This window comes from Pseudomonas endophytica (assembly GCF_001411475.1).
GTDB classification, from domain to species: Bacteria; Pseudomonadota; Gammaproteobacteria; order Pseudomonadales; family Pseudomonadaceae; genus Aquipseudomonas; species Aquipseudomonas endophytica.
This window is the reverse complement of record NZ_LLWH01000239.1, coordinates 1-15,806: the sequence shown is the minus strand read 5'-3', so window position 1 is coordinate 15,806 and position 15,806 is coordinate 1. Positions and strand designations below refer to the sequence as shown.

Here is a 15,806-nt window from a genome sequence, read left to right as displayed (position 1 = left end):
CGGCGTGCCGATAAACCGATGATCAGCCTGAACTGCGCGGCCCTCCCCGATACGCTGGTAGAAAGCGAGTTGTTCGGCCACGTACGCGGCGCCTTTACCGGCGCAACCAACGACCGCCGAGGCAAGTTTGAATTGGCCAATGGCGGCACGTTATTTTTGGATGAAGTGGGCGAATTGTCACTCACCGTACAAGCGAAACTGCTGCGGGTGCTGCAAAGCGGGCAGTTGCAGCGTTTAGGCTCAGATCAAGAACATCAGGTGAATGTGCGCCTGATTGCCGCGACCAATCGTGACCTCGCGGAAGAAGTCCGCAGCGGGCGCTACCGCGCAGATTTTTATCACCGCTTGAGCGTGTACCCACTCAATGTGCCCGCGTTGCGCGAGCGCGGGCGCGACGTACTGCTGCTAAGTGGGTTCTTTCTGGAGCAAAACCGCTCGCGCTTGGGCTTGGGCAGCTTACGCCTGAGCCCGGACGCGCAGGCCGCGCTGCTGCATTACTCATGGCCGGGCAATGTCCGTGAACTGGAGCATTTAATCGGCCGCAGCACCCTAAAAGCGTTGGGTAACTGCAAAGTTCGGCCGCGTATCTTGACCCTAACGCCCGCAGACCTAGACTTACCGACGCCTCTTGAAGGCCCGGCGGCGATAGAGCCAGTGCTAGCCTCCCAAGTGATAGGCGACTTGCGACAAGCGACCGAAAATTACCAGCGCCAGTTGATCAGTGCTTGCCTTGAGCGCCATCACCATAACTGGGCCAGCGCTGCCAGAGAGTTGGGGCTGGACCGAGCAAATCTCGGGCGAATGGCCAAGCGCCTAGGGTTGAAACACGTGTAGCCGTGCATTAATAGCGCCAAAGCCTGTTAGAACGCTCAACAGATCGCAGCCTGCGGCAGCTCCTACAATTCATCACTCGGCGCTGCTTCTGCTTTGCGTAGGAGCTGCCGTAGGCTGCGATCTTTTGTTTGATCGCAGCCTACGGCAGCTCTACAGGATTTCGCCTCAAGGTCGATAACCGACTATCGCTGCCCCATCACAGAAGGTGTTTATGTCATCCACCCACGCCCGCGCTGACTCGATGTCTTTGCTGCTGTTCACATTGCGCAGTGGCAAGCTGATGGCAATCAATTTGCTAAAAGTCAGCGAGATCATTCCTTGCCCGCCGCTGACCAAAATGCCCGAATCCCATGCGCATGTGAAAGGGATTGCCGTGTTACGTGGGGCGTCGTTATCCGTTATCGACCTGAGCCGGGCGATTGGCGAACAACCCCTGCTAGACCCAGACGGCGGTTGCCTGATCGTGACCGATGTGAGTCGCTCCAAGCAGGGGCTGCACGTGCAAGCCGTGAGTAAAATTGTGCATTGCCTGAGCACGGATATTCGCCCTCCACCTTACGGCTCGGGCAAACGGTCGTTCATCACCGGGGTGACTCAGGTGGATGGCGCTCTGGTGCAGGTGTTAGACATCGAAAAAGTCATCCACGGCATCACACCAGCACGGATAGAACCCCACACTGAAACCCTGAGCCGTGAAGACGCCGAACTGCTAGCTAAAGCGCGGATTTTGGTGGTCGATGACAGCCAAGTGGCGTTGCAACAATCGGTGATGACCCTGCGCAATCTCGGTCTGCATTGCCACACCGCCCGCAGCGCCAAAGAAGCCATCGACCGCTTGCTGGAACTGCACGGCACGCCGGAGCAAATCAATGTGCTGGTTTCAGACATCGAAATGTCCGAGATGGATGGTTACGCCTTTACCCGCACCGTGCGCGAAACCCCTGATTTTGCGCACCTTTACGTGCTATTGCACACCTCGCTCAACAGCGCGATGAACAGCGAAAAAGCCCGTTCGGCCGGGGCCAACGCGGTGCTGACCAAGTTCTCGTCACCCGAGCTGACCCACAGCCTGATCCTTGCCGCGCGTACCGTGGCAGAGCAAAGCGACTGAACGCCATGACTGAGTATTGCCTGCTGATGCGTAAATACCTGCGCCAGCCGCTGCCTCCCCCGCAATGGCCAGAGGGTATTGAGCTATGCCATTTCAGCCAAGGGCTGCTACCTCAAATACATGCGCTTCTAACCTTGGGGTATGCCGCGGGTCAGGGCCATGTCGAGCCGTTGGAGCAGTGGCAGCAAAACGGCTTGCATGATGCCGAATTCGACCCGCAACTGTGTTTTATCTGCCTGCTCGACGGCGAGGTGATCGGCGTGGCCTTGGCTTGGACCAGTGCTTACCTCAAGGATCTGGTGGTGCATCCTCGTTTACAGGGGCACGGTTTGGGCAGCGCCCTGCTTAACCAGGTGTTCGACGCGTTCAAACAGCGCGGTGAAGCCTGCGTAGACCTTAAAGTCATGGAACACAATCATCCCGCCCGTCAGCTTTATCGTAAGCACGGCATGCAGAAGGTACTGCGCGAAGCGGTTTAAGCCTTCAACACTCAGCGCTTGCCCATGGAGCGACGAGTCCCAGGAGGCGCTGCGCCCGGGGTTTTAGTGTGGCCGTGGCCTTCACCTTTTTTGTAATGGGTCTGGCCTTTGGTGTTCGCTTGGTTCTTAGCAAACTCAGAAGGCTTGAAGGGAAAGGTGAACGCAGGAATCACCGCTTTTTGCGGGGTTGCCACAGTCGCGTCGTTTTCAGTCGCGTCGTCGCTCACGGCATCGGGAGCAGTCGGTGGTGTAGGAGTTGTCATGAAAGCTCCGAATAACGGGATGATGATCGGCCAGTTGGCGCAAGGCCGCGCAGTATACCTGCCCGATCTATCCGCAGAGCAGTCACCGGTAGGAAATAGTCAGCACACCCCGCTTGCCTTCAGACAGTTTTGTGTCGGACGGTGGCGTTTCTTTAAGCGCTTCGAAGCGCGTTGAAAAAACCGGTTCACTGCCATTAGCGCCTCGAAAGGCTCGGTTAACGGCAATGACGACGCCCGGCTCGACCTCAATCAACTCTGTGGATGCGCTAACGCTCAGCGTCGTGGCCGGTGAAATCTCGTAAGACGGTTCAACAATAGCCCCATGGAAGTGGATTACCCCACTGCGGGTGAGCGACTGCGCATCACCTTCGTTAGAGAGCAGTAACAGCGTGCAAGCCATACAACCCAGCGCGATCGTTTTCATTATTGGCACACTCTGAATGAGGGCGCTTGAGCGCTCCCTTTAGAGATTTATCGACGTGGGCGAGTCTTTCTTGACGGTGATCACCGTATTTTTATCTACCTGTCCGTAATGTCAGTTTGCAGTCACTTTCCTGACTGGATTGAAGCGCTATAACCCTAGCCTCCCCTACCCACGCACACGGCGTTTATCCGGCATGCGCATTCACACAAAAAAAATAGTGCTCGTCACAGTGGTGGTTGTTCTGATTGGCGCCGGCATCTGGTATCTCAAGCATCCCGGCACCAAAGCATCGGTGGCCGCTGCACCCGTTCCGGTGCGGGTTATCCACGTTGTGCAGCAAGATGTGCCCCGCACCGCCAGCGCGATTGGTGCCGCCTTGTCGTTGCACAGCGTGGTCATTCGCCCACAAATTGACGGCATTCTGACCCAGGTGAAGGTTGCGGAAGGGCAAACCGTCCAGACCGGGGATTTACTGGCAACGCTGGATGATCGCTCCATCCGCGCCAGCTTGGATCAAGCCAAGGCCCAGCAGCAGCAAAATCAGGCCCAGCTCCAAGGCGCGCAGATCGACCTCAAGCGTTATCAGTTGTTAAGTGCCGATAACGGCGTGTCTAAGCAAACCCTCGATCAACAACAAGCACTGGTTAATCAGCTAAAAGCAACGGCGCAGGGTGATCAGGCGGCCATTGAGGCGGCACAAGTGCAATTGTCATACACCCAGATTCACTCCCCGGTGACAGGTCGCGTGGGGATCCGAGCTGTGGATCCGGGGAATTTCCTGCGGGTCAGCGACACGCAGGGGCTGTTTTCCGTGACTCAACTGGATCCGATTGCGGTTGAGTTTTCGCTGCCGCAGCAATGGTTGCCCACCTTGCATACCTTGCTTAGCGCCAAACACCCGGCGTCCGTTAAAGCCTTTCTGGGTGATTCGCAGCACAGTGCTACACCGCTAGGCGAAGGTCGCCTGAGCCTGATCGACAACCAAGTGTCCGCGACTACCGGCACGATCAAGATCAAAGCGCAGTTCGACAACCCCACGCATACGCTCTGGCCAGGGCAATTAGTAAATGTTGAGGTGCAAACCGGGCTGGATCGAGGCGCACTGGTGGTGCCGCCGCAAGTGGTGCAACGCGGGCTGGACAGCTACTTCGTGTACCGCGTCAACGGCGATGAAGTCGAAACGGTGCCCGTGCAGGTGCTTTATCAAGACACGACGCGCACCATCGTCAGCGGTGTTAATGCAGGCGATACGCTGGTCAGTGATGGCCAATCGCGACTCAAACCCGGCTCGCGAATAGAAGTCATCAGCGAACCTGCTTTGGCTAACGTACAACCGGTGCAACCATGAGCCCTAGCCGTTCACTCTCGGCGTGGTGCGTTGACCACCCCATTGCCACCGTTCTACTGACCTTCGCTCTCGTACTGCTGGGCCTGATTGCCTTTACCCGCTTGCCTGTCGCGCCGCTGCCCGAAGCTGAATTCCCAACCATACAAGTGGCGGCTCAACTGCCCGGCGCCAGCCCGGACACCATGGCTTCGTCAGTGGCCACGCCGCTGGAAGTGCAGTTCAGCGCCATCCCCGGCATGACCCAGATGACGTCCAGCAGCGCACTGGGCTCGACGACCCTGACCCTGCAATTTACCCTCGAAAAAAGCATTGACACCGCGGCGCAAGAGGTTCAGGCCGCGATCAATACCGCTTCAGGCAAGCTGCCTAAAGACATGCCGACACTGCCCACGTGGCGCAAGGTCAACCCGTCCGACAGCCCGGTGCTGATTCTAAGTGTCAGCTCCTTGCTGATGCCCGGCAGCGAACTCAGCGATTACGTTGAAACCCTGCTCGCGCGGCAAATCAGCCAAATCGAAGGCGTGGGGCAAATCAACATCACGGGTCAACAACGCCCGGCGATCAGGGTCCAAGCCAGCGCCGATAAACTGGCTGCTATCGGCCTGACCTTGGCCGATATTCGTTTGGCCCTGCAAAGCACCAGCCTTAACTTGGCCAAGGGCGCGCTGTATGGCCCCACCAGCATCTCCACCCTGTCGACCAACGACCAGCTGTTTAACGCCGACGAGTATGGCCAGTTGATCGTGTCGTACAAAGAGGGCGCGCCGGTGCAATTGCGCGACGTGGCGCGGGTCATCAATGGCGCTGAAAATGACTACGTACAGGCTTGGTCTGGGCAACGCCCGGGAGTCAACCTGGTGATTTCGCGCCAACCGGGCGCCAACATTGTCGACACTGTTGATCGGATTCAGGCCGCCCTGCCTGGCCTGCAAGCCATGCTCCCGGCCTCGGTCGACGTCTCTGTACTGATTGACCGCACCCAAACCATTCGCGCCTCTTTGCATGAAGTGGAAATCACCTTGCTGATCGCCGTGCTGTTGGTGGTCGCGGTGATGGCGCTGTTCTTGCGTCAGTGGTCGGCCACCCTGATTGTGTCTGCGGTGCTGGGTGTATCGCTGATCGCCAGCTTTGCCCTGATGTATGTACTTGGATTCAGCCTGAACAACCTGACGCTGGTCGCGATTGTGGTGGCCGTGGGGTTTGTGGTCGACGATGCGATCGTGGTCGTCGAGAACATCCATCGTCACCTCGAAGCCGGCGAAAGCATGCGCGATGCGGCGATCAAAGGCTCCAACGAGATTAGCTTCACCGTAGTCTCGATTAGCCTCTCGCTGGTCGCGGCGTTTATTCCGCTGCTGTTTATGGGCGGTGTGGTCGGGCGACTGTTTAAAGAGTTCGCCCTGACCGCGACCTCAACTATTTTGATCTCAGTGCTGGTGTCGCTGACTCTCGCGCCGACGTTGGCCGCGTTGTTCATGCGCGCGCCTGCGCACCACCCCGACGGTAAGCTTGGTTTTGGTGAGCGCTTGTTGGCCCGCTATGACAGAGGTTTGAAATACGCCCTCGCCCATCAGCGGTTGATGCTGGGCGTGTTCAGCCTGACCTTGATGATGGCCATTGCTGGGTACGTGGTGATCCCCAAGGGATTTTTCCCGGTTCAAGACACCGGTTTCGTGCTGGGCACCAGTGAAGCCGCCTCAGATATTTCGTTCTCGGACATGACGCAAAAGCACTTGGCATTGGCCAACATCGTCGGCGCCGATCCGGCAGTGCAATCGTTTTCGCACTCGGTGGGCGTGACGGGCAGCAACCAAACCATCGCCAATGGCCGCTTCTGGATCGCCCTTAAAAAGCGCGGCGACCGCGATGTGTCGGCCAGCGAATTCATTGACCGCATCCGCCCACAACTGGCCAAGGTGCCGGGTATTGTGCTGTACCTGCGCGCCGGTCAAGACATCAACCTCAGCTCCGGGCCGAGCCGCAGTCAGTACCAGTACGTGCTCAAAAGTAACGACGGGGCGACGCTCAACACTTGGACCCAGCGCCTGACTGAAAAGCTGCGCACCCTACCGGCCTTTCGCGATTTATCTAATGACCTGCAACTGGGCGGCAGCATCACCCACATCAGCATCGACCGCAAAGCCGCAGCACGCTTCGGCCTGACCACTGCTGACATCGACGAAGCGCTATATGACGCGTTTGGTCAGCGCCAAATCAATGAGTTCCAAACTGAAACCAACCAATACAACGTGATTTTGGAACTCGATAGGCAGCAACGTGGCAAGGCCGAAAGCCTGAACTACTTCTACCTGCGCTCGCCCCTGAGCGGAGAAATGGTGCCGCTTTCGGCCGTAGCCAGGGTCGATGCGCCCACCAGTGGCCCGCTGTCGATCAGCCATGACGGGATGTTCCCGGCGGCCAACCTGTCATTCAACCTCGCCCCCGGCGTGGCGTTGGGCGACGCCGTGCTGATGCTCAATCAAGCGAAAAACGAGATCGGCATGCCGAGCACCATCAGCGGTAATTTCCAAGGCGCCGCACAAGCCTTCCAAAGCTCACTAGCCAGTCAGCCGTGGCTGATTCTGGCGGCGCTGGTGGCGGTGTACATCATTTTGGGGGTGCTGTACGAAAGCTTCGTGCACCCGCTCACGATCATTTCGACCCTGCCCTCTGCGGGGCTGGGCGCATTGCTGATGCTGTGGATATGGGGTCAGGACTTTTCGATCATGGCGCTGATCGGGCTGGTGCTGTTAATCGGCATCGTTAAGAAAAACGGCATCCTGATGATCGACTTTGCACTGGATGCCCAGCGCACCCGCGGATTGAGCCCTGAGGCTGCGATCTATGAGGCCTGCCTGACGCGTTTTCGCCCGATTATCATGACCACCCTCGCCGCCTTGCTCGGCGCCTTGCCGTTGATGCTCGGCTACGGCCCTGGCGCTGAACTGCGTCAGCCCTTAGGGATCGCCGTGGTCGGCGGGTTGTTGGTGAGCCAGGCGCTGACGCTGTTTACGACCCCCGTCATATACTTGTGGCTCGAACGGATCTTCCATCGGTCCAAACCCGTCAGCGCACTGGCGACGGATCACTGAGGCAGGTTATGCGCGTTCTAATTATTGAAGATGAAGAAAAAACCGCCGACTACCTACACCGCGGGCTGACAGAGCAAGGCTACACGGTGGACGTGGCCTACGATGGCGTCGAAGGCTTGCACCTCGCACTCGAAAGCGATTACGCAGTGATTGTGCTCGACGTAATGCTGCCAGGGCTGGACGGCTTTGGCGTGCTGCGGGCTCTGCGTGCACGCAAGCAAACCCCGGTGATTATGCTCACTGCTCGCGAGCGGGTTGAAGATCGAATCCGTGGCTTACGCGAAGGCGCTGACGATTATCTGGGTAAGCCCTTTTCGTTTCTGGAACTGGTCGCCCGGCTGCAAGCCTTGACCCGTCGAAGTGGCGGCCATGAGCCCGTGCACGTCACGGTCGATGACCTATGGATTGATCTCATCAGCCGCAAGGCCAGCCGTGCGGGGACCCGGCTGGATCTAACCGCCAAGGAATTTTCGCTGCTCAGCGTATTGGCCCGCCGCCAAGGTGAAATCCTGTCTAAAACCGCGATTGCTGAAATGGTTTGGGACATCAACTTCGACAGCGACGCCAACGTGGTCGAAGTTGCGATCAAACGCCTGCGAGCCAAGCTGGACGGGCCTTTCGAGCATAAGTTGCTGCACACCATACGCGGCATGGGCTACGTGCTGGAGCGTCGTAGTGTCTAAACAGACTACCCGCTTGAACTCCATAGCACTGCGCTTAAGCGTGCTGTTTACGCTGGTGGCCCTGCTGGTGTTTGTGTTGATTGGCGGCGCGCTGTATCAACAAGTCGACAAGGGCATCAATCTGTTACCCGAGGCCGAACTGGATGCGCGCTTCAGCGTACTGGAGTCCTCGATCAATCGCTTTGGCACTCCTGAGCACTGGGCCAAAATCACCTCCAAATTCACTTTGCTCAGTGAAGAAGACAAACGTATTCGTTTTTGGGCTATCAGCAGCGACCCTCATTACGAATATGGCGCCCCTGACGCTCAAATACGCGAGTTTGCCCAAGGCCCGCTGGGCGTTCGTGACCTGAAAATGCCCGGCGAGGCTTACCCTTTTAAAGTCCTTATCAGCCAAATTCCGGCGAAAGAACAGCGCCCGCCGCTGCGTTTTTTGATTGGTATCGACACCGAAACCTTCCGTCAAACCCAACACCACTTGCTGATGGCCCTCATCAGCTTGGCGATCATTGGTGTCTTACTGGCCTCTGCCTTGGGCTATTGGGTGGCGCGCATCGGGCTGAGGCCGTTGGTCACGCTGTCTGAAAAAGCGCAAAAACTGGAGCCGCCACGGCTGTCTGGGCGCTTGCATCTGTCGCCATTGCCACCGGAACTCGATCATCTGGTCAACGGCTTCAACTCCACACTGGACCGGGTTGAACAGGCTTACACCCGATTGGAGTCCTTCAATGCCGACGTGGCCCATGAGCTGCGTTCTCCGCTGACCAACCTGATTGGTCAGACCCAAGTAGCGCTGACCCGTGGGCGTTCAGCGGAGCATTATTTTGAAGTGCTGCAATCCAACCTTGAAGAGCTGGAGCGGCTGCGCAGCATTATCAACGACATGTTGTTTCTGGCCAGCGCCGACCAAGGCAGCAAAGCCAGCAAACTGACCCGAGCCTCGCTGGCCGATGAAGTGGCCACCACGTTGGACTACTTGGAATTCATTATCGAAGACGCCCAAGTGACCGTGCAGGTCAGCGGCGACGCGCTCGTCAACATCGAAAAAGCCCATCTGCGCCGGGCGCTGATTAACTTGCTGAACAATGCCGTGCAACACACAGAGCCTGGCCAACAGATTGATGTGCAGATTGAGCAAGGCGAACACCAAGCCAGCATCAGGATCAGCAACCCGGGCGAACCGATTGCCGATGAGCATTTACCGCGCCTGTTCGAGCGCTTTTATCGCGTGGATGCTTCTCGTCATAACAGCGTTGCCAATCACGGCCTAGGGCTGGCCATCGTCAAAGCCATCGCTCAAATGCATGGCGGCGAAGTGTTTGTTCACAGCGGCGATGGGCACAATACATTTGGTCTGTATTTGCCGGTCTAAAATCGAAATAGCCCTGTAGGAGGTTGTGCGGCGTTTGGTTTTGAGCGCCACCTTTAGCCCTGCTTTGTTACCCAAGGCGCAATAGTCCTTGTACGAATCGACTCTGTTTCAGTTGCAGTAAGCGCTATAGATTTAGCCCATCACACAGCACTTGCTCTGCAAGAAGGTCATGAAATGTCTACCAGTATGGGTTTCGCCAGCGTTTTTGTTTTGTCGTCTCTGTGGTTGTCGCCTTTGGCCATGGCGGAAGAGTCGCCTGCATTCGTGGCGAAAAATGAAGCCCGCGCAACTGCCCTTCAACAGCAACAAACCGAACTCGCAGCCAACCCTCAAAATGATGCAAAGCCCCAGCAAACACAGGTGAAAATCAGCGCCGCAGATGAATCTAAAGACAGCTAGTTTCACGTGCAAAAACTTCCCGACCCAGTCAGTCTGACAGTACGCATGTGACTGATTGTTTCAAAAGCCGCTATGATAGCGGCTTTTTTTTGCTTTAAAGAAAGGCGTTACCGCTGCGAAGCGCCGACCCATAAGAACTGAATGTTCAAAGAATACAAAAACTGCCACCACTTAAAAGGAGCGACTCACTGGTGAAGCACACTCTCAAACTCAGTCCTTTATTCATCGCATTAACTGCAACGATCCCAATGTTTGCACAGGCCGATGACGACACCTCGAAAGAGGGATTCATCGAAGGTTCTAGCCTCGATGTACACCTGCGCAACTACTACATGAACCATGACAACCATGGCCAAGGCCTGCGTGATGGCAAGGAATGGGGCCAAGGTTTTATCGCCAAATTTGCCTCGGGTTACACGCCAGGTGTCGTCGGTTTTGGTTTGGATGCCTATGCCATGCTCGGCCTGAAGCTGGATGGCGGCGGTGGTACGAGTGGTAGCAGCATCCTCCCGGTGGGCGGAGGCAATGGCAAAGCCCCTACTGACTTTTCGTCGGGCGGTGCGGCGCTAAAAATTCGCGCCTTTGATACCGAGCTTAAAGCCGGTGACTTGTTTATTAGCAACCCGGTGATCGCAGGCGGTGAAACCCGCATGCTGCCGCAGACCTTCCAAGGCATTAGCCTGACCAACCATAGCTTCGATGGCTGGATGCTGGAAGGCGGTCAAGCGACGTACGACAAGCCCTACAACCAAAGCGGTATGCGTCGCCTGACCACCACCTACGGCGACTTGAATGATCAGACCACCAAACACCTGACCTGGGCTGGCGCATCGTTCAGCGGCATTGAAGGGGTCACCAGTAACCTGTACGCCTCACAGTTGCAAAACGTTTGGAACCAGTACTACTACGACCTGGACTACACCCATTCGCTGAGCAACGGCATCACCTTGAACCCGGGCGTGCACTTCTATCACACGCAAGACACTGGCAAGGCACTGTTGGGCTCTATCAACAACAACACCTTCAGCCTGCACTTTGCCGTGGGGATTGACGCGCACACCGTGACGGCGGTGTACCAACGAGTCAACGGCAATACGCCGTTTGACTACATCAACCAAGGCGACAGCGTTTACCTTGATAACTCCCAACAGTATTCAGATTTCAACGGCCCGCATGAGCGCTCGTGGAAGCTGCAATACGATTATGACTTTGCCGGGCTTGGCCTTCCGGGCCTGACCGCCAGTGCTTCGTACTCGCGTGGTGAAATTGACCTGACCAAAGCCGACCCGAACAGCATCGGCTACAGCAACTGGTATAACCCGGACGGCAAAAATGCTTTCCACTGGGAGCGCGATCTGACGGCCAAGTATGTGGTTCAAGAAGGTAAGGCCAAAGACTTGGGCTTGACCCTGCGCTGGGCAACCAACCGTGGTAACGCGGCCTATCAATCAGTCGACAACAATGTCGATGAATACCGCGTAATTGTTGACTATCCTCTCAACATCTTTTAAATCGTGACCATAAGGCCAGCAGTTTGCTGGCCTTATGCCTACAGACCCTAGGGGTGGGCACGTTTTATAGCCTTGAGGGTTGAGCTATTAAATATTTTGCGCGCACTTCTGTCATTACTCGCCGCACGCTGATTGGGGCAACGACATTATTGATTATTGCCATTCTCGGTATCGTCAGCTATTTGCTGATTCGGGAGTATCGCAATACCGAAGAAGATGCCAAGCGCTCCGCACTGAATATCATGCAACTGATCAACCGAGATATTCACAACACCTTCTCCCTCTACGACTCGGCGCTCTTCAGCGTGATCGAGATACTGCAAAGTCAGGACTTATCGACACTGCCCTCCCAGACTTGGCAGTCATTGCTCTTCGACAGAAGCAATGAAGCACCTTCTACAGCTGGTTTCTTTGTAGTGGATGCTCAAGGCAAGCTGATTACTCACTCGCAACCGAGCGGCCGGGCGCCAGAGAACGCCAGCCAACAGCCTTGGTTCAGCGCTCACCAGAACACCACAAACAACGAGCTATACATCAGTCACCCATATCGCACGAACGCTGAGACCGATGAATGGATCATCATCCTCAGCCGAAGAATCTCAACTCCCGACGGTGCATTTGCGGGAGTTGCTGTCGGACAACTGAAAGCGAGCTATTTCCATAAGCTGTTTCGAGGCTTGGACATTGGCCCTAACAGCAATATCAGCCTGATTAGCACTGATGGCACGCTAATGATGCAGTACCCGCTAACCAGCAAAGTGACCATCGGCCAAGACCTCAGCAACGCCCCCAATTTCATCCGATTTTTAAAGGAGCGCTATGGCAGTTATGTCGCCATGTCAGCGATCTATCATCATGAGCGCCTGTTCAGTTTCGCTCAGATTCAAGGGCTGCCTATCATCGTGGTGGTGGCGATATCAGCCTCCAGTATTTTTAACAATTGGCAACATACTGCGCTATTGATCGGCAGTGTCACGCTCCTGCTGTGCTTGGGCATGCTATGGCTGACTTGGCTGCTGATTCGCGAACTCAATTTGCGTCAACATGCCGAGCGCGATTTAGCGGCTTTGGCCTCGACGGATCCTCTGACCGGCCTGGCTAACCGCCGCACTCTAGATCGAGTGCTGGATTTGGAATGGCGCCGAGCGCAGCGCTCGGGCAAGCCGCTGTCACTGGTGATGATTGATATAGACCTGTTCAAATCCTTCAATGATGACTACGGACATCAAGCCGGTGATGAGGCCATTCGTAAAGTGGCACACGTGATCAAGGCCCATGTGCGTCGACCTGCTGATCTGACAGCGCGTTATGGGGGCGAAGAATTTGCAGTCGTACTTACCGAAACTGAAGCAGCGGGCGCTCGCCTTTTGTGCGAGAAAATCCGTCTCGCCGTCGAGCAAATGCCGCCCATATTGCCGGATCATAAAAAGCTGACCATCAGCCTAGGGTCATGTACCCGCTATGCCAAAACGGGCGAAACCCAGGAGGCTTTGCTAAGTGCTGCTGACAAGGCGCTGTACCGTGCCAAAAAGGCTGGGCGCAACCGGGTCGTGAACATCAATGAGACGGGATTGAACGCGTTGAATAATAAACCTGTGTGCTGATTACGGGTGATTCAGGCACCCGTCTTATCCCACGGGATGTTATTCAGATAAGCGCGCTGCCCAGCGCACCCAAAAAAAAGACCACCCGAGGGTGGCCTTCAAAAACGAGAGAATGAAGTTTTACTTAAACTGCCGCAACCGGACGCATGTAGGAAATCGGTGCAGTGCTGGCGTCTTCAAAAGTCACGACTTCCCATGCGTCTTTCTGTTCAATCAGCTTACGCAGCAGCTGGTTGTTCAGTGCATGGCCAGACTTGAAGCCCTTGAACTCACCAATCAGGCTATTACCCAACAGGTAGAGGTCGCCAATGGCGTCGAGAATTTTGTGCTTAACGAATTCGTCTTCGTAGCGAAGACCGTCTTCGTTCAGTACACCATCGGAATCGACTACGATGGCGTTTTCGACGCTGCCGCCGAGTGCGAGGTTGTGCTTACGCAGGTACTCGATGTCACTCATAAAACCGAAGGTACGGGCGCGACTGACTTCTTTTACAAACGAAGTGCTTGAGAAATCCACGCTTGCGCTTTGGGTGCGATTACGGAAAACCGGGTGATCAAAGTCGATCTCGAAGCTCACTTTGAACCCTTCGAAAGGGACGAAAGTGGCGCGCTTGTCGCCGTCTTCAACCGTCACTTCACGTAGGATACGGATGAACTTCTTCGGCGCGTCCTGCTCTTCCAGGCCGGCAGATTGAATCAAAAACACGAAAGGTCCGGCGCTACCGTCCATGATTGGGACTTCAGACGCGGAGAGTTCGACGTAGGCGTTATCGATCCCAAGGCCAGCCATGGCCGAGAGCAAGTGCTCTACCGTGTCTACTTTTACATCGCCGTTGACCAACGTGGTCGACATCGTTGTCTCGCCGACGTTTTCCGCGCGAGCAGGAATCTGCACAACAGGGTCAAGGTCTGCACGACAAAACACGATGCCGGTGTCCACAGGCGCGGGTTTGAGGGTCAGATAGACCTTCTCACCGGAGTGCAGGCCGACACCTGTGGCACGGATAATATTTTTCAGGGTGCGTTGTTTAATCATGGCATTGGCCGCTTCAGCGCAAATTGCGAACTGGTATCAACAAAGGCTGGCGATAATAGCAGACCGAACCTTTGCTGAACACCAATCACCTTAATCCCCCTGATTGATTTCATTAATCAGCCTGACGACGCAGGAAAGCCGGGATGTCCAGATAGTCCAGATCATCTTGCGGATTCAGTTTTGCGGCCGCTGTCGCGCCGTGCTGAGCCTGATTACGCATCACGGTTGGGCGATCCAGGTCACGGTAGTTCACCGCAGGTTGCTCCTGACGCTCGACACGGGTTTCCTGACGCGAAGGGGCTTGCTGGGCAGAAGAAGCCGCGTACGACGCCTGAACCGTGTTGTCGATCACCTTAACTGGCTTCTCGATTTTCGCGCCCAGACCGGTAGCAACCACGGTTACATGCAGTTCGTCGCGCATGTCCGGATCAATGACCGTACCGACTTTGACCATGGCATGTTCCGAAGCGAAGGCTTCGATGATGCTACCCACGTCGGAGTATTCACCCAGAGACAGGTCTGGACCGGCAGTGATGTTGACCAAGATGCCGCGAGCGCCTTCTAGGTTCACGTCTTCGAGCAACGGGTTACGGATGGCCGCTTCAGTCGCTTCACGTGCACGGTTAGGGCCGCTGGCGCAGCCAGTGCCCATCATCGCCATGCCCATTTCGCTCATCACGGTGCGCACGTCAGCGAAGTCGACGTTAATCATGCCTGGACGCTTGATGATGTCGGAAATACCGCGCACAGCGCCGGCCAAAACATCATCAGCCTTAGCGAAAGCCGACAGCAAGCTGGCGTCTTTACCGAGGATAGTCAGCAGTTTTTCGTTCGGAATCGTAATCAACGAATCGACGCTCTCAGACAGCAGACGAATACCTTCGTCAGCGATCTGCATGCGCTTGCGGCCTTCAAACGGGAACGGACGCGTCACTACCGCAACGGTCAGAATGCCCATTTCCTTAGCCACTTCGGCGATGATCGGCGCAGCACCCGTACCGGTACCACCGCCCATGCCCGTGGTGATGAACACCATGTTGGTGCCCTGCAACACTTCGGCGATGCGCTCACGGTCTTCCAGAGCGGCCTGACGACCAACCTCAGGATTAGCGCCAGCACCCAGGCCTTTGGTCACGCCAGTGCCCAATTGCAGGATAGTTCGCGCACCAATGCTTTTCAGCGCTTGTGCATCGGTGTTGGCGCAGATGAATTCCACGCCTTCGATGTTGCTCTTAACCATATGGTTAACAGCATTGCCACCGCCACCACCAACACCGATAACCTTAATTACCGGGCTTTGCGGGATGTTGTCTACGAGTTCGAACATGGTCCCTCTCCTTACATTCTCTAGTTATTTCGCCTACTTCTACTGCTTTTGAATCTGTTACTGCTCAAGCTTTAAAAATTGCCCTGAACCCAGCGCTTAAGGCGCTCAAGCACAGGGGCTTTTTGTTCATCACTGCTGTAGTTATCGCGGTTGCTGATACCCGACATGGAAATACCGTCCGACTGCTTTTGCAGCCCGTACAGCAACAAGCCCACAGCGGTGGAATAAATCGGATTACGTACAACGTCGGACAAGCCTTTGAAACTGTGCGGCACGCCCAAGCGAACCGGCATGTGGAAAATCTCCTCAGCCAACTCGACCGC

The 15,806-nt window shown here is 55.9% G+C and carries 14 protein-coding genes and 1 pseudogene; 10 read left to right on the top strand and 5 right to left on the bottom strand.

The window, feature by feature from the left end; translation table 11 throughout:
• The 3 genes from AQS70_RS22840 to AQS70_RS22830 form a co-directional block, all read left to right on the top strand.
• Nucleotides 1-834: sigma 54-interacting transcriptional regulator (locus AQS70_RS22840; protein WP_164488197.1), on the top strand; the 834-nt coding region annotated here is incomplete at its 5' end.
• Nucleotides 835-1,045: 211 nt separating this feature from the next.
• Nucleotides 1,046-1,945 carry a chemotaxis protein gene (locus tag AQS70_RS22835; protein ID WP_055105007.1) on the top strand — a complete coding sequence of 300 codons (900 nt, stop codon included), beginning with the start codon at nucleotides 1,046-1,048 and terminating at the stop codon, nucleotides 1,943-1,945.
• A gap of 5 nt (nucleotides 1,946-1,950) precedes the next feature.
• Complete coding sequence (locus AQS70_RS22830; RefSeq protein WP_055105006.1) at nucleotides 1,951-2,424, top strand: GNAT family N-acetyltransferase; 474 nt, start codon at nucleotides 1,951-1,953, stop codon at nucleotides 2,422-2,424.
• 11 nt (nucleotides 2,425-2,435) lie between these two features.
• On the opposite strand, the gene AQS70_RS22825 is transcribed toward AQS70_RS22830, so the two are convergent.
• Together AQS70_RS22825 and AQS70_RS22820 are read right to left on the bottom strand one after the other, a co-directional pair.
• Entirely contained in the window at nucleotides 2,436-2,687 is a 252-nt protein-coding gene (locus AQS70_RS22825) for a hypothetical protein (RefSeq protein WP_055105005.1), read from the bottom strand.
• Between the two features lie 82 nt (nucleotides 2,688-2,769).
• Nucleotides 2,770-3,111, bottom strand: a complete 342-nt coding sequence (locus tag AQS70_RS22820) for a hypothetical protein (protein WP_055105004.1) — start codon at nucleotides 3,109-3,111, stop codon at nucleotides 2,770-2,772.
• 193 nt (nucleotides 3,112-3,304) lie between these two features.
• Here AQS70_RS22820 and AQS70_RS22815 point away from each other — a divergent pair, with 193 nt between their 5' ends.
• From AQS70_RS22815 to AQS70_RS22785, 7 genes are all read left to right on the top strand, one after another.
• Nucleotides 3,305-4,459 (top strand): efflux RND transporter periplasmic adaptor subunit, encoded by a 1,155-nt coding sequence (locus tag AQS70_RS22815; protein ID WP_055105003.1) that lies wholly within the window; start codon nucleotides 3,305-3,307, stop codon nucleotides 4,457-4,459.
• Nucleotides 4,456-7,551 carry a multidrug efflux RND transporter permease subunit gene (locus AQS70_RS22810; protein ID WP_055105002.1) on the top strand — a complete coding sequence of 1,032 codons (3,096 nt, stop codon included), beginning with the start codon at nucleotides 4,456-4,458 and terminating at the stop codon, nucleotides 7,549-7,551. The genes AQS70_RS22815 and AQS70_RS22810 overlap by 4 nt, the downstream gene beginning before the upstream one ends.
• Nucleotides 7,552-7,559: 8 nt before the next feature.
• Complete coding sequence (locus AQS70_RS22805) at nucleotides 7,560-8,234, top strand: heavy metal response regulator transcription factor (protein WP_055105001.1); 675 nt, start codon at nucleotides 7,560-7,562, stop codon at nucleotides 8,232-8,234.
• Nucleotides 8,227-9,606, top strand: coding sequence for a heavy metal sensor histidine kinase (locus AQS70_RS22800; RefSeq protein ID WP_055105000.1), 1,380 nt, complete (start codon nucleotides 8,227-8,229; stop codon nucleotides 9,604-9,606). Before AQS70_RS22805 ends, AQS70_RS22800 begins: the two co-directional genes overlap by 8 nt.
• A gap of 174 nt (nucleotides 9,607-9,780) precedes the next feature.
• On the top strand, nucleotides 9,781-10,005 hold the full coding sequence (locus AQS70_RS22795) for a hypothetical protein (protein WP_055104999.1): 225 nt from the start codon (nucleotides 9,781-9,783) through the stop codon (nucleotides 10,003-10,005).
• Nucleotides 10,006-10,196: 191 nt separating this feature from the next.
• Nucleotides 10,197-11,516, top strand: a complete 1,320-nt coding sequence (locus tag AQS70_RS22790) for an OprD family porin (protein ID WP_055104998.1) — start codon at nucleotides 10,197-10,199, stop codon at nucleotides 11,514-11,516.
• 149 nt (nucleotides 11,517-11,665) lie between these two features.
• The gene (locus AQS70_RS22785) at nucleotides 11,666-13,120 is read left to right on the top strand and encodes a sensor domain-containing diguanylate cyclase (RefSeq protein WP_241492884.1); all 1,455 of its coding nucleotides are present in this window, start codon (nucleotides 11,666-11,668) and stop codon (nucleotides 13,118-13,120) included.
• 124 nt (nucleotides 13,121-13,244) lie between these two features.
• Here the strand turns inward: AQS70_RS22785 and lpxC are convergent, their stop codons facing one another.
• The 3 genes and pseudogenes from lpxC to AQS70_RS22770 form a co-directional block, all read right to left on the bottom strand.
• Nucleotides 13,245-14,156, bottom strand: a complete 912-nt coding sequence (gene lpxC, locus AQS70_RS22780; protein WP_055104996.1) for a UDP-3-O-acyl-N-acetylglucosamine deacetylase — start codon at nucleotides 14,154-14,156, stop codon at nucleotides 13,245-13,247.
• Between the two features lie 112 nt (nucleotides 14,157-14,268).
• On the bottom strand, nucleotides 14,269-15,483 hold the full coding sequence (gene ftsZ / locus AQS70_RS22775; RefSeq protein ID WP_055104995.1) for a cell division protein FtsZ: 1,215 nt from the start codon (nucleotides 15,481-15,483) through the stop codon (nucleotides 14,269-14,271).
• A 71-nt stretch (nucleotides 15,484-15,554) separates the two neighbouring features.
• A pseudogene (locus tag AQS70_RS22770) lies at nucleotides 15,555-15,806 on the bottom strand (cell division protein FtsA); the annotation flags it as partial.